Origin of the sequence: Chryseobacterium sp. X308 (assembly GCF_020733145.1) — a bacterium.
Classification (GTDB): domain Bacteria; phylum Bacteroidota; class Bacteroidia; order Flavobacteriales; family Weeksellaceae; genus Chryseobacterium; species Chryseobacterium cupriresistens.
In genome coordinates, this window is the sequence record NZ_JAJFZH010000013.1 from 18,924 (window position 1) to 43,154 (window position 24,231).

Annotated in this window: 18 protein-coding genes; 16 read left to right on the forward strand and 2 right to left on the reverse strand. The window is 37.7% G+C overall.

Translation table 11 applies throughout. From position 1 onward, the window contains the following. The first annotated feature begins 103 nt into the window (after positions 1-103). The 15 genes from rpoB (at position 104) to LIV57_RS14550 (ending at position 21,424) form a co-directional block, all read left to right on the forward strand. Complete coding sequence (gene rpoB, locus LIV57_RS14480) at positions 104-3,925, forward strand: DNA-directed RNA polymerase subunit beta (protein WP_137905183.1); 3,822 nt, start codon at positions 104-106, stop codon at positions 3,923-3,925. A 127-nt stretch (positions 3,926-4,052) separates the two neighbouring features. Continuing rightward, entirely contained in the window at positions 4,053-8,318 is a 4,266-nt protein-coding gene (gene rpoC, locus LIV57_RS14485; protein WP_227943174.1) for a DNA-directed RNA polymerase subunit beta', read from the forward strand. A gap of 87 nt (positions 8,319-8,405) precedes the next feature. Further along, positions 8,406-8,711, forward strand: coding sequence for a DUF3467 domain-containing protein (locus LIV57_RS14490; RefSeq protein ID WP_002976436.1), 306 nt, complete (start codon positions 8,406-8,408; stop codon positions 8,709-8,711). A gap of 208 nt (positions 8,712-8,919) precedes the next feature. Further along, positions 8,920-11,745, forward strand: coding sequence for a T9SS type A sorting domain-containing protein (locus tag LIV57_RS14495; protein ID WP_227943176.1), 2,826 nt, complete (start codon positions 8,920-8,922; stop codon positions 11,743-11,745). Position 11,746: 1 nt separating this feature from the next. Then, entirely contained in the window at positions 11,747-12,217 is a 471-nt protein-coding gene (locus LIV57_RS14500; protein WP_227943178.1) for a hypothetical protein, read from the forward strand. 86 nt (positions 12,218-12,303) lie between these two features. After that, on the forward strand, positions 12,304-12,795 hold the full coding sequence (locus LIV57_RS14505) for a hypothetical protein (protein WP_227943180.1): 492 nt from the start codon (positions 12,304-12,306) through the stop codon (positions 12,793-12,795). A gap of 29 nt (positions 12,796-12,824) precedes the next feature. Further along, positions 12,825-15,005: a TonB-dependent receptor gene (locus tag LIV57_RS14510; protein WP_227943181.1), complete on the forward strand. Its 2,181-nt coding sequence runs from the start codon at positions 12,825-12,827 to the stop codon at positions 15,003-15,005. A gap of 210 nt (positions 15,006-15,215) precedes the next feature. Beyond that, complete coding sequence (locus LIV57_RS14515; protein ID WP_227943182.1) at positions 15,216-15,866, forward strand: Crp/Fnr family transcriptional regulator; 651 nt, start codon at positions 15,216-15,218, stop codon at positions 15,864-15,866. A 125-nt stretch (positions 15,867-15,991) separates the two neighbouring features. Next, positions 15,992-16,834, forward strand: coding sequence for a DUF5777 family beta-barrel protein (locus LIV57_RS14520; RefSeq protein WP_120232794.1), 843 nt, complete (start codon positions 15,992-15,994; stop codon positions 16,832-16,834). A gap of 1 nt (position 16,835) precedes the next feature. Next, positions 16,836-17,183, forward strand: a complete 348-nt coding sequence (locus LIV57_RS14525; protein ID WP_227943184.1) for a hypothetical protein — start codon at positions 16,836-16,838, stop codon at positions 17,181-17,183. 9 nt (positions 17,184-17,192) lie between these two features. Beyond that, positions 17,193-17,738 carry a YceI family protein gene (locus LIV57_RS14530; protein ID WP_062675921.1) on the forward strand — a complete coding sequence of 182 codons (546 nt, stop codon included), beginning with the start codon at positions 17,193-17,195 and terminating at the stop codon, positions 17,736-17,738. Then, complete coding sequence (locus LIV57_RS14535; protein WP_062675833.1) at positions 17,735-18,259, forward strand: ankyrin repeat domain-containing protein; 525 nt, start codon at positions 17,735-17,737, stop codon at positions 18,257-18,259. The genes LIV57_RS14530 and LIV57_RS14535 overlap by 4 nt, the downstream gene beginning before the upstream one ends. A 1-nt stretch (position 18,260) precedes the next feature. After that, positions 18,261-19,010 carry a DOMON domain-containing protein gene (locus tag LIV57_RS14540; protein ID WP_202841448.1) on the forward strand — a complete coding sequence of 250 codons (750 nt, stop codon included), beginning with the start codon at positions 18,261-18,263 and terminating at the stop codon, positions 19,008-19,010. Positions 19,011-19,185: 175 nt separating this feature from the next. Beyond that, on the forward strand, positions 19,186-20,031 hold the full coding sequence (locus LIV57_RS14545; RefSeq protein ID WP_227943185.1) for a GNAT family N-acetyltransferase: 846 nt from the start codon (positions 19,186-19,188) through the stop codon (positions 20,029-20,031). 109 nt (positions 20,032-20,140) lie between these two features. Beyond that, on the forward strand, positions 20,141-21,424 hold the full coding sequence (locus LIV57_RS14550; RefSeq protein ID WP_227943187.1) for an ectonucleotide pyrophosphatase/phosphodiesterase: 1,284 nt from the start codon (positions 20,141-20,143) through the stop codon (positions 21,422-21,424). Between the two features lie 278 nt (positions 21,425-21,702). On the opposite strand, the gene LIV57_RS14555 is transcribed toward LIV57_RS14550, so the two are convergent. Then, a complete protein-coding gene (locus LIV57_RS14555; protein ID WP_227943189.1) occupies positions 21,703-22,581 on the reverse strand; it encodes an NAD(P)H-binding protein in 879 nt (292 codons plus the stop codon). Positions 22,582-22,663: 82 nt separating this feature from the next. Between LIV57_RS14555 and LIV57_RS14560 the strand changes: the two genes are divergently transcribed. Next, positions 22,664-23,092, forward strand: coding sequence for a winged helix-turn-helix transcriptional regulator (locus tag LIV57_RS14560; RefSeq protein ID WP_227943191.1), 429 nt, complete (start codon positions 22,664-22,666; stop codon positions 23,090-23,092). Between the two features lie 53 nt (positions 23,093-23,145). Here the strand turns inward: LIV57_RS14560 and LIV57_RS14565 are convergent, their stop codons facing one another. Further along, positions 23,146-24,201 carry an NAD(P)-dependent alcohol dehydrogenase gene (locus tag LIV57_RS14565; RefSeq protein WP_227943193.1) on the reverse strand — a complete coding sequence of 352 codons (1,056 nt, stop codon included), beginning with the start codon at positions 24,199-24,201 and terminating at the stop codon, positions 23,146-23,148. Between the last annotated feature and the right edge of the window lie 30 nt (positions 24,202-24,231).

Sequence of the window (24,231 nt, forward strand, 5' to 3'; positions counted from 1 at the left end):
AGCGCCAAAAACACTTTTACCTTTTACTTTTATCTTGTTTCTTGTTCTTTTCTGATATTTTTTAATGAATCAAAATATTTTTTAACCCTTTCTTAAAAGTTTTATGAGTAAAACAAAATCAACAACTCAAGGAAATCCGAGAATTAATTTCTCATCAGCGAAAGGAAAAATCATCACTCCGGACTTTTTGGATATCCAAATTGAATCTTTCAGAGAATTTTTCCAGCTTGATACACTTCCTGAAGCCAGAAAGACAGAAGCTCTTTACAAGACTTTCCAAGAGAATTTCCCAATTACGGATTCAAGAAACCAATTCGTATTAGAATTCTTAGACTATCTGGTAGATTCTCCACGTTATTCAATCGATGAGTGTGTGGAAAGAGGACTTACTTATTCAGTTCCTCTAAAAGCAAGACTTAAACTGTATTGTACTGACCCGGAACATGAAGATTTCCAGACTGTGGTTCAGGACGTATACTTAGGTCCGGTTCCTTATATGACACCAAGTGGTTCTTTTATCATCAATGGTGCTGAAAGAGTTATTGTTACGCAGCTTCACCGTTCACCAGGTGTATTCTTCGGACAAACTTACCACGCAAACGGAACCAAACTTTACTATTCAAGAATTATCCCTTTCAAAGGATCTTGGATGGAATTTACAACTGATATCAACAGCGTAATGTACGCGTATATCGACCGTAAGAAAAAATTACCATTAACAACTTTATTAAGAGCAATCGGCTATGAATCTGATAAGGATATCCTTCAGATCTTCGACCTAGCTGAAGAAGTGAAAGTTTCTAAAGCTGCCCTTAAAAAAGTAGAAGGGAGAACATTGGCTGCGAGAGTACTGAACACCTGGTTCGAAGATTTCGTAGACGAAGATACAGGTGAGGTAGTTTCTATTGAAAGAAACGAAATCATCCTGGATAGAGAAACTATTCTAGAAAAAGAACATTTAGATCTTATTCTTGATGCGGGTGTGAAATCAATCCTGATTCACAAAGAAAACAGCAACGAATTCTCTATCATCCAGAATACATTACAAAAAGACCCTACTAACTCTGAAAAAGAAGCGGTAGAGTATATTTATCGTCAGTTAAGAAACGCAGATCCGCCAGATGAGGAAACGGCAAGAGGAATCATTGAAAAATTATTCTTCTCTGAGCAGAGATATTCATTAGGTGAAGTTGGACGTTACAGATTGAACAAAAAGCTAGGTCTTAACATTCCAACTACAACTGAGGTTCTTACAAAAGAAGATATCATTGCTATTGTAAGACACTTAATCGAGCTTGTCAACTCTAAAGCGGAGGTTGATGATATTGACCACTTATCAAACAGAAGAATTAAAACTGTTGGTGAGCAGTTGGCTGGACAGTTCGGGGTAGGTCTTTCAAGAATTGCAAGAACAATCAAGGAAAGAATGAACGTTAGAGATAACGAAATCTTTACTCCGCTTGACCTTGTCAATGCAAAGACATTAACATCAGTAATCAACTCGTTCTTTGGTACCAACCAGCTTTCTCAGTTTATGGACCAAACCAACCCTCTATCAGAGATCACTCACAAGAGAAGATTATCTGCACTAGGGCCTGGTGGTTTATCAAGAGAAAGAGCAGGTTTCGAGGTTCGAGACGTTCACCATACTCACTACGGAAGAATCTGTCCGATTGAAACTCCGGAAGGACCAAACATCGGTTTGATTTCATCTTTAGGTATTTATGCTAAAATCAACAGACTAGGTTTCATCGAAACTCCATATAGAAAAGTAGAAGGCGGTAAGATTGAGCTTAACGCAGATCCTATCTACTTAAATGCGGAAGATGAAGAATCTAAAGTAATTGCTCAGGCAAACGTTGAATTGAGCGACAACGGTGAATTTGAAACAGACAGAATCATTGCAAGATTGGATGGTGACTATCCGGTAGTAGAACCTAGCCAGGTAGACCTTATCGACGTAGCACCAAACCAGATTTCCGGTATTTCCGCTTCATTAATTCCATTCCTGGAGCATGATGATGCGAACCGTGCATTGATGGGATCCAACATGATGCGTCAGGCCGTTCCTCTATTGAAGCCACAGGCTCCAATCGTTGGTACAGGGCTTGAGCAGCAAGTTGCAAGAGATTCAAGAATCTTAATTAACGCTGAAGGTACAGGTACAGTACAGTACGTAGATGCTGACAGAATCGTTATTAAATATGAAAGAAGCGAAGACGAAGATTTAGTACAATTCGAGTCTGCTACTAAAACATACAACCTTACTAAGTTCAGAAAAACGAACCAGAGTACAACCATTACCCTAAGACCAAACGTAAGAGTAGGTGATGTAGTGGAAAAAGGACAGGTACTTTGCGACGGGTATGCTACTGAAAAAGGAGAATTGGCTCTTGGTAGAAACTTAGTGGTAGCGTTCATGCCTTGGAAAGGTTACAACTTCGAGGATGCAATCGTAATCAACGAAAAAGTTGTACGTGAAGACTGGTTTACTTCAATCCACGTAGATGAATATTCTCTTGAAGTTCGTGATACTAAATTAGGTATGGAAGAGCTTACGGCAGATATTCCAAACGTATCTGAAGAAGCTACGAAAGATCTTGACGAGAACGGTATGATCAGAATCGGTGCTGAAGTGAAGCCTGGAGATATCATGATTGGTAAAATTACTCCAAAAGGTGAATCTGACCCGACTCCTGAAGAAAAACTTCTTAGAGCAATCTTCGGTGATAAAGCTGGTGATGTGAAGGATGCTTCACTGAAAGCTGACTCATCATTAAGAGGTGTTGTTATCAACAAGAAATTGTTCTCAAGAAACATCAAAGACAAAAAGAAAAGAACTGAAGAAAAACTTAAACTTGAAGAAATTGAAAACACTTACAAGGCTAAGTTTGACGAGTTGAGAAATACGTTAATTGAAAAATTAAATACACTGGTAAGCGGTAAAACTTCTCAGGGGGTACAAAACGACCTTGACGAAGAAATCATCGGTAAAGGTGTGAAATTCACTCACAAGTTATTAACTTCAGTTGAAGATTATGTAAACGTTAGCGGTTCAGACTGGACAGTAGACGCTGACAAGAATGAATTGATCAAACAATTGATTCACAATTACAAAATCAAATATAACGACATTCAAGGAGTTAAAAACCGTGAGAAATTTGCTATTTCAATCGGAGATGAACTTCCTGCAGGTATCATGAAGCTGGCTAAAGTTTACATCGCTAAGAAACGTAAACTGAATGTAGGAGATAAAATGGCAGGACGTCACGGTAACAAAGGTATCGTTTCAAGAATCGTTCGTGAAGAAGATATGCCATTCCTGGAAGACGGAACACCGGTAGATATCGTATTGAATCCACTTGGGGTACCTTCCCGTATGAACATCGGTCAGATCTATGAAACAGTTCTTGGATGGGCTGGTCAGAAGCTGGGTATGAAGTTCGCTACACCAATCTTCGATGGAGCAACTCTTGATCAGATTACTGAATATACAGACAAAGCAGGTCTTCCTAAATTCGGTCACACTTACCTTTATGATGGTGGTACCGGAGAAAGATTTACTCAGGCTGCGACTGTAGGGGTTATTTACATGCTGAAATTAGGACACATGGTTGATGACAAAATGCACGCACGTTCTATCGGTCCTTACTCATTGATTACTCAGCAGCCGTTAGGAGGTAAAGCTCAGTTCGGAGGTCAGAGATTCGGAGAGATGGAGGTTTGGGCACTTGAAGCATTCGGTGCATCTAACATCCTGAGAGAGATCCTTACTGTGAAGTCGGATGACGTGATTGGTAGAGCAAAAACTTATGAAGCAATTGCAAAAGGTGAATCTATGCCTGAACCAGGTATTCCGGAATCATTCAACGTATTACTTCACGAGTTACAAGGTCTTGGATTAGACGTAAGACTTGAGGAATAAATTCCATTTGAAATTAATTTATTTGAAATTTGAAATTCTGTACGCAGATTTCAAACAAAAATTAAAATAAAATTTTTAGAGATTCATTAATCTCAAATTTCAAATGTCAAATCTCAAATAACAAAAAATGTCAAATAAAAATAAATCAAGTAGATTTAATAAAATAACCATCGGTTTAGCTTCACCGGAGTCTATTTTACAAGACTCAAGAGGGGAGGTTTTAAAACCGGAAACTATTAACTACAGAACTCACAAGCCTGAAAGAGACGGGCTATTCTGTGAGAAAATCTTTGGTCCTGTAAAGGATTACGAATGTGCTTGTGGTAAATACAAGAGAATTCGTTACAAAGGGATCGTTTGTGACCGTTGTGGAGTAGAAGTTACTGAGAAAAAAGTAAGAAGAGAGAGAATCGGGCACATCAACCTTGTAGTTCCAATTGCACACATCTGGTATTTCCGTTCATTACCAAACAAAATCGGATACCTTTTAGGAATTCCTTCTAAGAAATTAGATATGATCATCTACTACGAAAGATATGTGGTGATCCAGCAGGGTATTGCTAAAAAATTAGATGGTTCTGATTTTGAAAATATGGAATTCCTTACAGAAGAAGAGTACCTTGATATCATGGAAACTCTTCCTGTAGAAAACCAGTATCTTGATGATTCTGATCCAAACAAATTCATCGCCAGAATGGGTGCTGAAGCTGTGGAAGATCTTTTAAAAAGAATCGATCTTGATGCATTGTCTTTCGACTTGAGACACAAAGCTCACAACGAAGGTTCAAAACAAAGAAGAACAGAAGCTCTTAAGAGATTGAACGTTGTAGAAGCATTAAGAGGTGCTAATACAAGAATGATCAACAGACCAGAGTGGATGATCATGCGTGTGCTTCCTGTTATCCCGCCAGAACTAAGACCATTGGTTCCATTGGATGGAGGACGTTTCGCAACTTCTGACCTGAATGACCTTTACAGAAGAGTTATCATCAGAAATAACCGTTTGAAGAGATTATTGGAGATCAAAGCTCCTGAAGTAATCTTGAGAAACGAGAAGCGTATGCTTCAGGAATCTGTAGATTCATTATTCGATAACACGAGAAAATCTTCTGCAGTAAAATCTGAATCAAACAGACCATTGAAATCACTTTCTGATTCATTGAAAGGTAAGCAAGGTCGTTTCCGTCAGAACTTACTAGGGAAAAGGGTTGACTACTCTGCGCGTTCGGTAATTGTTGTAGGTCCAAACTTACAGCTTCACGAATGTGGTATTCCTAAAGATATGGCAGCTGAACTTTACAAACCGTTCATCATCAGAAAACTGATTGAAAGAGGAATTGTAAAAACAGTAAAATCTGCAAAGAGAATTATCGACAGAAAAGAGCCGGTAGTTTATGATATCCTTGAAAACGTGATGAAAGGTCACCCTGTTCTATTGAACAGAGCACCTACGCTTCACAGACTGGGTATTCAGGCTTTCCAACCTAAGATGATCGAAGGTAAGGCAATCCAGCTGCACCCGTTAGTAACTACGGCCTTCAACGCCGATTTCGATGGTGACCAGATGGCGGTACACTTGCCACTAGGACCAGAAGCGATCCTTGAAGCTCAGTTATTGATGTTAGGTTCTCAAAACATCTTGAACCCTGCAAACGGTTCTCCAATTACAGTACCATCTCAGGACATGGTTCTTGGTCTTTATTTCATGACTAAAGAATTAAGCTCTACAGAGACGATGAAAGTAAAAGGAGAAGGTCTTGCATTCTATTCTCCTGAAGAAGCGGAAATTGCTTATGCTGAAGGAAGAGTATCTTTAAATGCTAAAGTAAGATGTAGACTACCTATCAAAGAAAACGGAGAAATCGTTACAAGATTGATCGAAACTTCTGTAGGTAGAATCCTGTTCAACCAGATTGTACCTAAGCAGGTAGGATATATCAATGAACTTCTTACGAAAAAATCATTGAGAAATGTTATCGGTAAGATCCTTGCTGATACAGATTTCCCTACAACTGTGAAGTTCCTTGATGCAATGAAAGACCTAGGGTATTCAAACGCATTCAAAGGAGGTCTTTCTTTCTCACTTGGGGATATCGTAGTTCCTGTTGAGAAAAAGCAGATGATTGCACAATCAATCGAAACTGTAGACGAAATTAGAGCCAACTATAACATGGGTCTGATTACCGATACAGAACGTTATAACCAGGTAATCGACGTTTGGACAAATACCAACGCCGGATTAACTGAAATGATCATGAGCAGAATGAAAACTGACCAAGGTGGTTTCAACTCTGTATACATGATGCTTGACTCTGGAGCGAGGGGTTCTAAAGAACAGATCCGTCAGTTATCAGGGATGAGAGGTTTGATGGCAAAACCGCAGAAAGCCGGTTCTACCGGAGCGGAGATCATCGAAAACCCGATCCTTGCCAACTTTAAGGAAGGTCTTTCGATTCTAGAGTACTTTATCTCTACCCACGGTGCCCGTAAGGGTCTTGCGGATACCGCTCTTAAGACAGCCGATGCCGGTTACTTAACGAGAAGATTGGTAGACGTTGCACAGGACGTTATCGTTACAGAAGACGACTGTGGAACTCTAAGAGGTACAGAAGTTACTGCACTTAAGAAAAATGACGAGATCGTTGAAAGAATCTCTGAAAGAATCTTAGGTAGAGTATCTCTTCATAATATTTACGATCCTGAAACTGACGAGCTTATTGCAAGTGCAGATCAGGTGATCATTGAATCTTTGGCGAAGAGAATCGAAGAAGCAGGATTAGAAGCTGTGGAGGTTCGTTCACCATTAACTTGTGAAGCTAAGAAAGGTATCTGTGCGAAATGTTACGGTAGAAACTTGGCAACAGGTAAAGTGATCCACATGGGTGAAGCGGTAGGTGTAATTGCAGCACAATCCATTGGGGAACCAGGTACTCAGCTTACGTTGAGAACCTTCCACCAGGGGGGTACTGCAGGAAACGTATCAGAAAACCCATCTATCGTTGCAAGAAGAGATGGTATCGTAGAAATGGATGAAGTAAGAACCATTACTTCAGAAGATGAAAACGGTAATACAGCTGAGGTTGTGGTTTCCCGTTCAACAGAATTCAGATTAGTTGCTGATAATGAGTCAAGAACTCCATTAATGGTAGCTAACGTACCTTACGGATCTATATTATCTGTAAAACCAGGTGATAAAGTGAAGAAAGGAGATACAATCTGTAGATGGGATCCGTATAACGCGGTTATCATTGCTGAAACTTCAGGTAAGGTTGAATACGAGGATATCATCCAGGGTATTTCATTCCAGCTTGAAATTGACGAACAAACAGGATTTGAAGAGAAAGTAATCTCTGAATCCAGAAATAAGAAAGCCGTACCTACCCTTAAGGTGGTAGACTCTAAAGGAGTTGAGCAAAAAGCTTACAACTTACCGGTAGGAGCCCACTTAATGGTTAACGATGGTGAAAAAATTAAGGCTGGTAAAGTCTTAATCAAAATCCCAAGAAAATCTGCAAAAGCAGGGGATATCACCGGAGGTCTTCCGAGAGTTACCGAATTATTCGAAGCAAGAAACCCTTCAAACCCAGCGGTTGTTACTGAAATCGACGGGGTAGTTTCTTACGGAAAAATCAAGAGAGGTAACCGTGAACTTATTGTTGAGGCTAAAACTGGAGAAAGAAAAATTTACCTGGTAAAACTTTCTAACCAGATTCTTGTTCAGGAGAATGACTTCGTAAGAGCAGGTTCTCCACTTTCTGACGGTTCTATCACACCGGAAGATATCTTAAGAATTAAAGGTCCAACGGCCGTTCAGGAATACTTAGTAAACGAAATTCAGGAAGTTTACCGTCTACAGGGGGTAAAAATCGACGACAAGCACTTCGAAATTATCGTAAGACAGATGATGACGAAAGTATCTATCGTAGATGGAGGTGATACTCAATTCCTTGAAGGAGCTCTTGAACATAAGTATGACTTCCTGGAAGAAAACAACAGAGTATTCGGTCTTAAAGTAGTAGTAGATGCTGGTGATTCTAAAGAATTCAAGCCAGGTCAGATGATTACTGCAAGAGAATTAAGAGACGAAAACTCTAAGTTGAAGCGTGAAGATTTAGCATTGGTAGAAGTAAGAGAAGCTCTTCCTGCTACGGCAACTCCGGTACTGCAAGGTATTACAAGAGCTGCCCTTCAAACTAAGTCATTCATGTCTGCAGCATCATTCCAGGAAACAACTAAAGTTCTTAACGAAGCAGCAGTTGCTGGTAAGATAGACGATCTTAACGGTCTTAAAGAAAATGTAATTGTAGGTCACAGAATCCCTGCAGGTACAGGTCTTAAAGAATATCAGAACGTTATTGTTGGTTCTAAGAAAGAATTCGAAGACCTTAACTAAAATTAATGATTTGAAATTTGGGATTTGAAATTATTTTTATATTTTCACAATCTCAAATTTCGAATTTTAAAAACATAATTTATAACAATGGACAACAATCAAAATCCACAAGACGGAAACATCAACATCGAATTAAACGAAATGGTAGCGGCTGGTATCTATGCTAACCTTGCATTGGTAAACCACTCTCCATCTGAATTTGTAGTAGACTTTATTCAGTTGATGCCAGGTGTTCAGCAGGCTAAAGTAAGATCAAGAGTAATTCTTGCTCCACTTCACGCTAAAAGAGTATTAAATGCTCTTCAACAGAACATCGCTAACTACGAGCAGCAGTTCGGAGAAATCAAAGAAGTTGAGCCTTTCGTATTAGGAGGAAACAACGTTCAAGCGTAAGATTTCTTTTGTAATCATATAATTGCCCCGGATTTATCCGGGGCTTTTTGTTTTTTAATTAAAAAAAATAAGCATTTTAATTAAAAAACAAAAAACGCTCAAATAGGTATTTGATATGTTTATGGTAGTTTTTTATTTGTATTCATAATATATTTTTATTTTTATTGAATATTTGATATTTATTTTTAATATATTTGAAAAAAAACAAATGAAACTGAAAATCTATCCTATCGCAGCGGTATTATTCTGCACTTTTACTAATGCACAGCAAAATACGCTCAATAATAATCAAAAACATTTACAGAAATTGTATGCCCAGTACAATAAGAACCTTAAACAGCAACATAAAGCTGCCAGGGCAGCTGGAATACCTCCCAATGAATATTATGAGGAAGATTACAAAAGAACAATGGATCCGGTTACAGGAAGAACTTATTTTGGGAAGCTGGTAAAAATAAATCATGATATCTTGTCAGGTAAATATCGTTCTGAAAAACCTATGTCATTTATTTCCAGTAATCCTCATTCTTCCACTGGAAAAATTATTAACGAACCCTGGATTGAAAGAGGACCTTATGATGTAGGAGGACGAACAAGGGCTATTATGTATGACCCTAATGATACTACCGGCAAAAGAGTCTTTGCAGGAGGTATTTCAGGAGGTCTTTGGGTAAATCAGGATCCTTCTGTAAGTACAAATGAATGGAAGCCACTCAGTACATTCTGGGCCAATACTTCGGTTTCATGTATTACTTACGATCCAAACAATCCGCAGGTATTTTATGTTGGTACAGGGGAATGTGAAACGGGTGATGCTAAAGGATCCGGAATCTGGAAATCAGCAGATGGAGGTACTACATGGACACAGATATTTACAATACCGGCAACCTATTCGAATGGAATAGGAAATGGAAACTTTTATATTAATGATATTAAAGTTAGAAATAATGCTGGGGTTTCAGAGGTTTATGCCGGGGTAAGTGGTAATTATTCTAGTGGTACATTTCAGGGATTAAATCAGGCAGGATTGTACAAATCTACTGATGGCGGTGCTACATTTACAAAAAATACCAGTTTACTGGCTTTAGATACAACAACAAATACAACCAGTACAACAGGATATTCTATTCAGCAAATAGAAATCGGAGCTGATAATTCGGTTTGGGTCTCTACCAGATCTTCAAGATATTCTAGTATAAACTCAGGAGGAAGAATTTTTAAATCTGCAGACGGAAATACTTTTAATCAGGTATACAATGTCGGAAATGCAGGAGCAAGAGTTAATTTTTGCCTTTCCAAAACAAATGCTAATAAAGTGTATGCTTTTATGCAGGGAAGCTCTACTACTACAGAACCAATCAGAATTGCACGTTCTGCTGACGGAGGGGTAACATGGCAGGCCACCAATGATACAGCGCCTGTTTTGACATTACCTGCGCCTACAGACACGAGTATTCCTGCTAATGATTTCACCCGGGGACAATCTTTTTATGATCTTGTGATTGCAGCAGATCCTCAGGATGATAATACAGTGTATATCGGAGGTGTTGATCTGTACAAATCCACGAACGGAGGAGGTACATGGAGTCAGATTTCAAAATGGTCCAATAATAACAATATGGCCGCTTTGCAGGTTTCTACAGTTCATGCTGACCAGCATGCAATCATATTCAATCCTTATAATAATTACGCAACCGGCCAAATGCTTTTTGGAAATGATGGAGGAGTCTACTATGCTGCCAATAAAACCAATATTGGGACTGTAGATGGCTTTGTTGCAAGAAATACCAGGTATAATGTAACACAGTTCTACACAGCATTGCTTAACCCGACAAAAACTCCGGTAGATGAAGAATTATTGGCCGGGGCTCAGGATAATGGTTCATGGTGGCTTTATGGTGCGCCACAATCCAATAACTTTCTTTCCAAGTTTGCTGCTACAGGGGGAGATGGTATGTACACAGAGTACGATGATCTGGACACATATGAAATTTCGAGCTATACTTATAACAATCATTATTTATTGACTAACAATGCATATAGTCTTATAGCCGGTACCAATGCAAATTTAGGACATTTTGTCAATGAAATTGCTTTGGATAGAAAAAATGATACCTTCTATTCTTACCGTTTCGGACTTACGCTTTTCAGAACAAGCGGACTTTCTGCTACTGCCACATCATTCACTAATGATGTTGTTACTGTAGGAACAGCACAATCCGGAGAGCAGATATCGTGGATGAAAGTGTCTCCTTATACAACTGCTTCCACCACACTTTTTGTAGGAACCAATCTGGGGAGAATCTTTAAAATAGCAAATGCAAATACCACAGCATACACAGCAACTTTGTTAACATCACCAATAGCAGGAACTATTTCTGATATCGAGTTTGGAGCAAATGAAAATGAGATTATAGTGACACTTTCCAATTATAACCTCACCAGCGTTTTCTATTCTACAGATGGAGGAACAACCTGGCAGAATAAAGAAGGAAACCTTCCTGATATGCCGATAAGAACTGTACTCAGAAATCCAGACAATCCCAATGAAGTACTAGTAGGAACAGAAATGGGAGTTTGGGGAACTACTAATTTCCTGGATTTAACTCCTGAATGGTCTTCAGTAACTGGAAATATAGGGAATGTGAGAATTACTAATCTGGATTACAGACCTGCTACCAAAACAGTATTGGTTTCTACCTATGGAAGAGGAGCCTGGACAACGCAGAATACGCTGACTCCATTATCAACCACAGAGACCAAATCTAAAAAGAATATGAACATTATATATCCGAATCCTTCAAAAGGAATTTCCCATTTGAGATTTGATACAGCTAAATACACCAGCGTGGATATAAGTATTGTGGATGCATCGGGAAGGCTGGTGTATAGTAAGAAAAATGTAAAATCTGATGAAGAGTTCGGACAAAAAATGTTATCTGGAAATTATATACTGAAAGCTGAATATAAAGGTGAAGTTGTATATAGTGGTAACTTCCTGGTATTGGGACCTAAAGGAGGTGATAATGACTAAAATGAATAATCAATTATATTTAACTGTGTTTTGGATGCTGGCTTCCTGCGGGATGCCGGTGTCCTCTTTATATCAGGATAAGGCAATATCAGTCATCTCTGCTGAGAAAACAGAATGGACAGGAGGAAGATCAGGAGTAAAGGGGATCATGTATACCGTTAAAGTAAAGAAAAATAATAACAGTATAGTTACGGTAAAAACGCTGAGAGCAGAAGGAAATACTATTCCGTTTAGTCAGGATAATGCTGGAAATACAATTATAGTAAGAGGCAATCTTCAGTATAAAAACGAAGAGGAAACCAAAATGGCTGATCAGGTGCAGGCAGGAAAACCTGATGAAAATCCTGTTTCCCAAAAAATAAATCCAAAAGACAATTGGATAGAATACAATGTACAAGGTTCCCAAACGCTGCACAGAATAAACATTTCAAAATTTGCAACAGTTAATTTTTCCGGTGAACCTGCTCCTTAATACTTAATTCTTTGTACAAAAAACTATTTTCTATTGTATTGTGCCTTTCTGTTATCGTATTGTTCAATAATATGATATATTCCGGTATGACTATTCTGAAAAAAGAGTTGTATAAGAAAACACAATATAATATTACCAGGAATAAATTCAAGCATTCAGAAACCGTGTGCTTTACAGAAGCAGATATTGCAAATGTGCAGTGGAAAGAAAAGAACGAGTTTATTCTTAACGGATATTCTTATGATATCATCCAAATACGGATCATTAATGGAGAAAAAAAAATTTTCTGTTATAGGGATAAAAAAGATATGATCATCAATTCCCTGGTTGATCTTTCAAAAAAACTGGCTGTACAAAATATAGATAGGCACAAGCATATTGACTTCCCTCCGCATCATAAAAATAAATGTAAAACCTCTCTTTTTTTAGCGGTTATTTCTCGTAGAGAAGACGATATTTCTGATCATTCAGATTTCAGAATACTCCCGGACTATAATTTTCCATCAGCAAATACATCCTATATATCCATTATTCCTCCTCCTCCTGAAATGTGTATCCATCAAAACAGATATGAATAGTATATTAATGGTAACACAAATTTTGAATAATGAAAAAATATATATGCATGGCAGCGGCGTTAGGCTGCATTATAGCGCATGCTCAACAAAATCAGGAGGGGACAATTGATGAAGTTAATATCCTGGGAAGAAAAAAAATAAAACAGGAACGTGCGGAATTTAAAAGACATGGGCAGTCAGTAGAAACTCTTTCCGAAGAAGACCTTAACAGAAATAATCCGGCAGCAATAGATCAGACTTTGTCCACCATGGCGGGACTGCAGGTAGATAAAAGAACCAACTTTGGTGGGCAGAGACTTGTCGTCCGGGGATATGGAAATGATCAGAAATTCAACAACTGGGGAGTGAAAGCATACTGGAATAATATACCATTAACTACAGCAGAAGGAATCACTGTTCTGGATGATATGGATTTTGCTTATGTGAATAATGTAGAAGTTATTAAAGGTCCGGCAGCTACGATGTATGGAGGGGGAACAGGCGGAGCGGTCCGTTTTTATACAAGACCGGATTTTACAAAAGGAATTTCAGCTTCGGAAGAGGTAATGTTGGGTGCTTTTAAAACCTTTCAGTCCAGAACACAGTTGAATGTTGCAGATGAAAACTACTCCGTAAATGCTGCATACGGACATCTTGAAACTGACGGTTACAGACCAAATGGAAGCGGATTAAAAAACTTTTTCAATGTCAATGGTACAGTGAAATTAAGCAAAAAAGATCAGTTAAGTTTCCTTGCAAGTCAGGCTTATTCGTACGAGCACACTTCAGGACAGATCTCATACGATGATTACTATGCAGGAATCGATAACGGAAATGCTGCTTATATCAGAAAAAATGCAGGAACAAAAATAAAATCAACAAGAGTAGGATTGAGTAATACCGTAAGCCTTACTTCAAATTTAAAAAACTATACCACTCTGTTTTATTATAACGCAAATACAGAAAGTGTTTCTGCCGGAGCATACGGAATGACGAGTTCCCCGAATGTAGGGCTGCGTTCCACTTTTACATTAAAGAACGGGTTTAAAGATTTTGAAAATAAGCTGGACTTTGGCGCAGAAATACAAAATTCTGTTTCCACTACTTCAAGTTATCGTTTTACAGGCTCAGAAACAAATCCACTGCAGACGACAGGAATGTCCGGAGCATCTTACTTTAAATATAATAATAATCAATCCACCTATTTTGTGATCGATTATCTGACATATAAGCCCTGGGGGCTTACTTTGCTTGCGGGACTTAGTGCCAACAGAACCAATTATGACAGGAAGGATCTTTATGCCTTACCAGATTTAGTTCCCGGACACAAAGATCAGTCATTTAATAAAAAGTATGACATGGCTTATACACCTCACATTGCATTACAAAAAGAATGGAAACACCAGATCTTTAATCTAAGCTATAGTGAAGGATATAATGCTCCTACCGCAGCTTCTTCGTTCATAACTGCTACCAACACTGTAAATGATGATTTAAAGCCTGAGCGTGCAAAAATGTTTGACTTCAGTGTACATGGCCTTTTACTGAATACAAAACTGGATTACCGTATTTCAGTATTCAGAATCGACTATTCCGATAAACTTACACAGCTGCTTTTACCAGGTAATACAAGTGGACAAACGTACTGGGCTAATACCGGAAGTCAGAAAAATACAGGCCTTGAGTTGAGTGTAGGATATCAGTACAGAACCGAGAACTCATTTATTGAGAGAATTGTTCCTTTTGTAAATCTTTCTTATTACGATACAAAATATAAAGATTTTTCAATCTATGATCCCAAATATCAAGACCCTGTTACAGGGAAGACTGTAGGGAAATTAATGGTATATGACCATAAAACTGTGGTAGGAGTTCCCAGAAATAAGTACGCTGTAGGATTGGATATCTTTACTAAACCTGGATTTTATCTGGTAAATACCTATAATTATCTTGGAAATGTTTATTCTGATTTTAACAATTCGAATCTGGTAAAAGGTTTCGGATTACTTAATTCAAAATTAGGGTTTAAAAAGTCATTCAATAAACTGGATCTGGACCTGTATGTGCTGGGTAATAATCTTACCAGCCAGATTAATTACACATTTTTATTCTTAGGAAATAATATCAGTGATTCAGATAAAGGAAGTAACTACACAGTCCCTACAGATCTCAATCCGGGACCTGGAAAAGCCTATTTCTTTTACGGATTCAATGTGAAATACAGATTTTAAAATATACTTTTTATATTTCATGAATACCTTTTTACAGCAAAATAAAATGCCACAGTTCATGACTGTGGTTTTTTATATTGGATTATAAACATCAATGAAATTCATATTTTGTTTTTTTTAATTGTTAATTTTCTTTAATAAGCTTAAAATATATAGTAAGCATACATCAATTTTATATCTTTGTTTAAGAAAAAGCAGAAAATATAAGATATGATTGATAACTCGTTCGCTGTAAGTAAATTTGGCTTTTTGGGGGCCGAATTTTTATCGGAGCTTGAAAAACATGCTGTTACTGTTGATATAAAAGCAAAAACAGAGATCATAAGAGAAGGGCAGAAGAATAAATTTGTTCCTTTCCTCATAAAAGGCTCTATCAAAGTCTTTACCCTTAATGATGGAAGAGAACTGATCTACTATTACATCAAACCGAAAGATAGCTGTCTCATGACCTTTTCATCCATTCTGACAGATTATATCAGCAGGGTATATGCCATCGCAGAAGAAGATTCGGAAGCGATTCTTATTCCCGTTTCTATCATGCACGAATGGCTTATCAGATTTCCGGAAATCAATAAGCTCTTTTACCATGAATATGACCGAAGATTTTCAGAAGTTATGAATATGGTGAATGATGCTGTTTTCCATAAACTGGATAAAAGGGTTCTCAATTATATCAAACAACAGATTTCGTCCAAGGGAAACAATCCTATTAAGATCACCCATCGTGAAATTGCCAACAGTTTGGGGACTTCCAGAGAAGTTGTGAGCAGAGTTCTGAAAAAAATTGAAAGCGAAGGTGAAATTGTTCAGACTAAAGAAGGAATAAAAGTTCCTGTAAATGAAAATGTTAGGATAGTCTAATTTCAATTGTTTGAAAAGTTTATTTCTGTCATTGATAAAAACAATTTGACTGGTGACTTTTATCACCTATTTTTGAATTGAGAACTCAATAAGTTTGTTGTATCATAATTTAATTCAAATTGTATATGACAAAAACTCTCTTATTTTTGTCAATGTTTTCTTCAGGTCTTGTCTTTGCACAGGAAGATCTGCTGAAAGATATTGACACTGTTAAAACCAATACAGAAACCTCACAACCGGCCTTCAAGGCCCTTCAGATTGTAACAGGACAATCTACGAAACTAGCCGCCAAAAAAGAATGGTACATGATTGTTGCCCACAGATTTGGTGACATAAGTGCAGGATTTAAAGATTTCTTCGGACTGGATAATGCCTCAACCAAATTAGGTGCTATCTATGGTATTTCAGATGCTGTTTCGGTAAGCCTGTCCAGAGAAACAAATATGAAAACCTTTGAAGGAGCAGTGAAGTACAGGCTGGTAAAACAAAGTGAAAACTTTCCGGTGGATATTGTGGGGTATAATGTAATGGGGGCTAATACTGAACTGGATAAAGATACTTATCCACACCTTACATTCAGTGACAGGCTTTCTTATCTTACCCAGGCATTGATCTCAAGAAGATTCAGTGATAAGCTTTCAGTACAGCTTACACCTTCCTTTGTTCATAAAAACCTTTACGAACCGACCATTGAAAACAAAAATCAGTTTCTGGCAGGTTTGGGAGGACGCTATAAAATCTCAAAAAGAGTTTCTTTAAATGCAGAATACTTTGTGAATTTTGACGATCACAGTTTTTATAAAAACCCTTTATCATTGGGCGTAGATATAGAAACAGGAGGACACGTGTTCCAGCTTTTACTCACAAACTCCCAGATAAATTCAGATATCGGATATCTTACCAATGCCACAGGAGCATGGGGAAAGGGACATATTTTCTTTGGGTTTAATCTTTATAGAGTTTTTTAATATGAAAAAGCTAACATCCTTATTGATATTGTCGTCAGCAATCATACTGACGGCTTGTGACAGCAGAACGTATGAAGAGATTTCTGATAACACACCGATAACGGCATCTGTAAAATATACAGCAGATGTAAAACCCATTATGGATAACAGCTGCGCAGGCTGTCATTCTGCAGGAAGTTTTAAACCTTTAGTTACATATGATCAGGTAAAAAATAATATTGACGGAATTCTGGATCGTATCCAGAGACCTAATGGTGATCCGGAGAAAATGCCAAAGGGAGGATCTATGTCCGCAGCTCAAATCAATATGTTTATCAAATGGAAAGCTGACGGATTACATGAAAATTAAAAAAATGATATGAAAAAATTAGCATTATTAAGCGTATTACTTCTTTCTGCAGGGTACGCTTCAGCACAAAAATATAGCTCCAAAACAGGGAAAGTAACTTTTGAAGCTTCGGTACCACTGTTTGATGATATTTTTGCTCAGGATGACAACAATGTTGTCATTCTCAATGCAGACAATGGTGAAATGGCGTCAGTTTCAAATGTCAAAAACTTTCATTTTAAAACAAAATTAATGGAAGAGCATTTCAATGAAAGCTATGCTGAATCTGCAAAATATCCGAAAACCACTTTCAAAGGAAAGATTGTCAACTTTGATAAAACAAAGCTTACCACAAGTCCTCAGAAATATACGGTGCAGGGAACATTAAACTTTCATGGAGTAGATAAAGCCGTTACCTCTGCTGCCACTTTATATGCCAAAGACGGTAAAATCTATATGCAGGGAGGTTTTGTAGCAAGACCTGTAGATTATAAAGTGACTATTCCCAAAATGGTTACCAAGAAAGTGGCTGAAAATGTCAATATTGAATACAACTATGTAATGATAAAACAATGAGACATTTCATCTTAATATTAGGACTGTTCCTGAGTTCAGTAGTATCTGCTCAGGAAAAAGCGAAATCAATATTTGATATTGCAAGAAATGGGACTGTAACTGAAGTACAGGAGTTGATGAAGCAAAATCCGGATGTGATTAATCAGACCAATGAACACGGATTTTCACCCCTTATTCTGGCCTGTTACAGAGGAAATACAGACGTTGCCGATTTTCTGATTGAAAATGTAAAAGATGTCAATTACAAAAGCCGTGAAGGAACGGCATTGGCAGGTCTTGCGATTAAATACAACAAAGACCTTGTAGAACATCTGCTTAAGAAAAAAGCAGATCCCAATATTGCAGATGAAACAGGATACACCCCTTTATTCTGGGCTGTAAAATCCGGAAATAAAGATCTGGTAGAACAGCTGCTGAAATATAAAGCAGATAAAACAAAGAAAGATTCAATGGGAATGACCCCTTTCGAATATGCATTACAAACCAATAACAAGGAAATTATTAATCTTTTAAAAAATTGATATGAAAAAAACTCTACTAGCGCTAAGCGTACTTCTTGCTAATTTCGCATTGGCACAGTTTTCGTCAGGAACGGTAAACTTACCGGCAACTTCCATGACGGTGAAATTAGATACAACTCCTTCAGGAGTAACGATTACGGTAACAGGTGACAGCAACTCTATGATGGGAATAGGTTTTGGAACTACCGGCATGGCTGCTGGATCAGACGGATTTATTTATAACTCTTCTGCCAATAGAGACTATTCGTTCAGTAATGTTCCTAATGCACCTTCGGCCGATGCATCTCAGGACTGGACAGAAACTTCGAACACCGTATCCGGATCTACAAGAACTGTAGTAGCAACAAGGTCACTTACAGGTGGAACAGGAGATTTTGCCATTGCCAATGCGGCTGGAACAATCAATATCTTCTATGCCCGTAAAAGTGGAGGAACTTCTTTAGGATACCATGATGCAGGAAGAGGATATGCAACATTGACGATGACAGCTGCCACTTTATCTACCAATGAAATTACAGCTGATAGCAAAAAGGTAAATCTATATCCTAATCCGGCAAAATCAACCGTTAATTTCAAAAATTCTGACAAAATAAAATCCGTTGATATCTACGAAGCAACAGGCAGAAAAGTATTGTCAATAAAACCGGATGGAGAAAGCATCAGTATTGAAAATCTGAAATCAGGAAGTTACTATCTTGAAATTCAGCTTAAAGATGGAAGTACATCTTATGAAAAACTGATCAAAGAATAATTTTTCAGAAAAAACACACCTCAATATTTTTTAAACAGATACCTCTGATTTTTCAGGGGTATCATTTTTTCTTAAAGTCCCAATTTCAGGGTGATTGCTTTAAAATTCTTATATTTGTATGTATCCTGATTCTTAATAAAGGAAAATTTTTTGACCTTATAATTTTTACGATCCTATGGAATTCAAAACCTTAGCTGATATCACAATAGATGAGCTTTTATCCGTATTCAATTACTCATTTTCTGATTATGTTGTTCCTTTTCACCTGACGAAAGAAGTGCTTGTTTCAAAAATTGCAGCAGAAAAATTAGATCTGAGTTTATCTGCCGGAGCATTTGAAGAGGGGAAACTGGTTGGCTTTATCCTTCAGTCTGAAAAAATTGAAAACGGGGAGAAAATTATTTACAATGGCGGTACAGGAGTAGTTCCGGAAAGCAGAGGCAAGGGATTAGTGAGAAAAATGTATGATTTTATCATTCCTGTTTTAAAGGATAGAAATGCCAATACCTTACTGCTTGAAGTGATTGAAGGGAATCAGCCTGCCATCAGAGCCTATGAAAATCTGGGATTTACGATTGTACGAAGATTACTTTGCTTCAACGGAAATATTCAGCAGGGAAAAGAAAATACTGAGGTTTCCATTAAGGATTTGAAAGAATTTCAATGGGAGTTGTTATGTTCATTCTGGGATATTGAACCTTCATGGCAGGGATCTGTTTTCGTATTGGAACCGATGCCTGAAAATTATGTGACTTTAGGGGCTTATGAAGGGGAAAAGCTCGTCGGATACATTGTTTATGGTCCTGCATCGAAAAAAGTATATCAGTTTGCTGTAGATAGGAATTACAGAAATAAGGGAATTGGTACAAAGCTCTTTAATGCTATCAGAGAAAAAAATAACGGACAGGCTATAGCGTTAAACAATGTGGATGATTCTTCAGAAAGTACAGGTAAGTTTCTTAGCGAAAAAATAGGACTGAACAACTGGCTGTCACAATTTGAAATGAAAAGGTCTATTTAACAGCGATTAATTTTGATTCAAACAAAATAAGAGGTTTTAATATACTTTTAATCTCTTAAACTTTTCAGGGAGAAGGATAGGATGTAACTTTGCCGAAAATTTTAAAATAATGAAGCGAGGAATCCATTTTTTACTGCTGCTTATTTCCTTTACGGCTTTTGCCCAGCAGGCCAATATTGATACTGCCCAGGTTGTGATACCAGGAAGACAAAACAGTACTGAAGCACAGTCGAAACCTTATGTGATCATGATATCAACGGATGGTTTCCGTTATGATTATGCTCAGAAATATAATGCTGAAAATCTTTTAAAACTTGCTAATGGCGGTGTAAAGGCTGAAGCAATGATTCCAAGCTATCCAAGCATTACTTTCCCCAACCACTGGAGTCTTATCACCGGGCTTTATCCTTCCCATCATGGCCTGATTGATAATTTTTTCTATGATTATAAGAGAAAAGAAGGATATGCGATGAGCAATAAGAAAAATGCTGAGGACGGGAGCTGGTATGGAGGAATTCCGCTTTGGGGGCTTGCTGAAAAACAGGGAATGGTGTCAGCCTCTTTAATGTGGGTAGGATCTGCCAGCGATGCAGGAGGAATGCGACCTACTTATTATTATCCTTATCACGAAAAATTTACCCCTTCAGAAAAAGTAGAAAAAGTAGTCAACTGGCTGAAATTACCGGAAGATAAAAGACCTCATTTTATTTCATTGTACTTCCCGGAAGTAGATGGAAGCGGGCATCATTTTGGTCCTGATACCAAAGAAACGGAAACAGCTGTTCATCTCATAGATCAGGCTATTGGTGATCTTGTTCAGAAAGTAAATGGCTTAGGATTAAAAAATGTCAACTTTGTTTTTGTTTCCGATCACGGGATGATTAAAGTAGACGGCGGTACACCTTTGGAAATTCCTGCTCTTCTTTTTGATAAAAACAGATTTGATTTTTATAATTCCCAGACTTTGTTGAGAATTTATGTTAAAAATCCGGATGAGGTAAAAGCAGTTTACAAAGAACTGAAGGCTAATAAAACGGATGATTACAAAGTATATCTTGATAAAAAACTTCCCAGATACCTTCACTTTGCCACAAGAGACGACCAGTACAACAGAATAGGACAGATTCTTCTGATTCCTAAAGCCCCAAAAATATTTCTGGAGAAAGGTAAGAAAACATCTGTTGGAAAACACGGCTATAACCCTAAAGTGGTACCGGAAATGAAAGCGGTTTTCTTTGCCTGGGGACCGGAATTTAAAAACAATATGGTGATCAGCGAATTTGCGAACATCAATGTTTATCCATTGGTAGCTGAGGTTTTAGGATTAAAAATTGATCAGCCTATTGACGGGAAACTGAAAGTTTTAAAAGAAGCCCTGAAAGAGAAGAAATAATTCTTAAGGATTAAAATATAATAGTAAAAAAACAAGATTCGGCGCACCAAAGGTGCGCCGAATCTTGTTTTATAAATTGACTTAGGAATTAAAAGCGTTAAAAAAATAAGTTTTGTGAACGTTAAGAAAATTCTACTGTTTGAAGCGCGGGAATTAAATTCGATACTAAATTAATAGTGAATCCGCGCGAGTTTAGAATTTTTAGAGAACAAAAATTATTTTTAGCATTTTAATTCCAGTCTTCAACATTTGTTTCTTTTGTTTCAAGACAAAAGAAATTAAAATTGAGAAGCAAACTCCTTTGCAAAATCTTCCAATTTAACACTTCCTGTAACAGGAGAACCGTGATCAATATAGTCCTTCTGTACAACACCGGTTCTTATGCCTCTTCCCATTTCAACGTACAAATTAGCCATATCTTCAGGTAATCCTGCCTGCAGCATTCCGTTTAAAGAATCTTCATCAGAGAACTCTACCCATGGAAGTTCCGGCTTATTAACAGCAGAACCCAAAACTTTAGCAAAATCAGATGCTTTTCTTATATCGCTTACAATATATCTGATAGTATTGGTATTTCCGTCCTTTACCAGTTCTTCGGCAGCAGCTTTCGCAATATCAGTTGGATGTACAACTGGTACTTCAATACTTGCAGGATAATTTGCTCCAATGATTCCTGCATTTTGAATCAAAGGAATATCATTGAAAAAGTTATTATAAAAGTATCCGGCTCTTAAAAAAGTAAAAGAGGTGTTCTCTGCTTCATTATATATTTTTTCAATATTGTGAAGACCGGCGATAGGGCCGTTTTCTACCGGAGATTCTGCTCCTACGCTGCTTAGCATTACTGCTCTTTTCACATGGGCATTTTTTAATGCTTCAGCATAGTTTTTTCCTACATTGGTTGTGTTTTCCACAATATTACCCGGACTGATAGCCGGAGGGGTCATTACAAAAACAGCATCAGCCCCTTCAAAAGCCTGAGTTAAAAAGTTAACGTCTGTGATAGATCCTATGGCTGGCGCTGCTCCCATAGATTCAATATCCTGTTTTCTTGCCTCGCTGCTGCTTACTACTATAATATCGTGCCCTTCTGCAATTAACTTTTGGGCTAATGGCTTAGCTACATTTCCTAGTGATCCTGTGATTACAATTTTCATATGTGAATATTTTTTTATTTCTGAGAACAAAGTTATATTTGTACTTACTTTTATACAAGTACTTACCCTAAAGTATGTAACTATGACAGCCATCAAAGAAAGTTCAACTATCCAGGAAAACAGAAAGACGGTACAGGATTGTCCTGTAATGTATGTTATGGAAAGAATCGGAGGATTTTGGAAACCCATTATCCTGTTTAATCTTTCCACAGGAGAAAAGAGATACAGCGAATTAAAAAAAGCAATTCCGGCAGTAACGGAAAAAATGCTTATCCAACATCTGAAGCAGCTGGAAACAGACGGATTGATTATCAGGACAGCCAAACCGGTAATACCACCACATGTTACCTATAAACTGAGCGAAGCAGGTAATGAACTGGCTCCTGTTATTGATGCCATGGCAGCCTGGGCTTTTCAGGATATGGAAAGAAATGATAATAAATGTGCTGAAGGAAACAGATATATAACGAATCAGGATCAGAATGCTTTCAGCCAAAACCTGAAAAAATAAAAACAGGCTCTTCAATACGAAGCGCCTGTTTCTGTTAATATTTTATAGAATAATTACAAAGACTGCATATCAATGACGAAACGGTATTTTACGTCGCTTTTAAGCATTCTTTCATATGCGTTGTTGATATCCTGCATTTTAATCAGTTCAATATCAGATACAATATTATGCTTTCCGCAGAAATCTAACAGTTCCTGGGTTTCTGCAATACCTCCGATTAAAGATCCTGCTACAGAACGACGTTGGAAGATCATAGGTCTTGTACTTACCTGCGTTTCCTGGAATTCACCTACGAATCCTACGAGAACCAGAGTTCCGTTCAGAGAAAGAGTCTGCATATAAGGATTGATATCGTGTTCGTAAGGTACCGTATCAATGATAAGGTCAAATTTACCTTTTACAGCATCCATTTGAGAATCATCCGTAGAGATTACTACGTGATCTGCTCCAAGCTGTTTCGCATCATCCGTTTTTCCCGGAGTTCTTGAGAATAAAGTAACTTCCGCTCCTAATCCTTTTGCTAATTTAATAGCCATATGTCCTAAACCGCCTAATCCTACAACGGCTACTTTTGAACCCGGACCTGCATTCCAGTGTCTTAACGGTGACCATGTGGTAATTCCTGCGCACAGAAGGGGTGCTACTGCTGCCAGATCTAAATTTTCAGGGACACTTAAAACAAAATGTTCATCAACAACTACTTTTTGAGAATATCCTCCAAAAGTATGACCTCCAAGGTGCTTATCTTTTCCGTTATAAGTCCCTGTAAATCCATTCTGGCAATATTGCTCCAGATCGTGCTGACAACTGTCGCAATGTCCGCATGAATCCACCATGCATCCTACTGCCGCCAGATCTCCCGCTTTAAATTTGGAAACCTCACTTCCTACTTTGATAATTCTTCCTACAATTTCATGTCCCGGAACTACAGGATATAAAGATCCGCCCCAGTCATTTCTGGCTGTATGAAGGTCAGAGTGGCATACCCCGCAGTATAGGATTTCAATCTCTACATCTTTTGAGGTGACTTCTCTTCTTTCAATATTCATTTCTTTCAGATCTGCTGTGGTAGACTCTGCACCATAAGCTTTTACTGTGATTGTACTCATTTTTATATTTAGTTTATTTAGGGTTAAAAA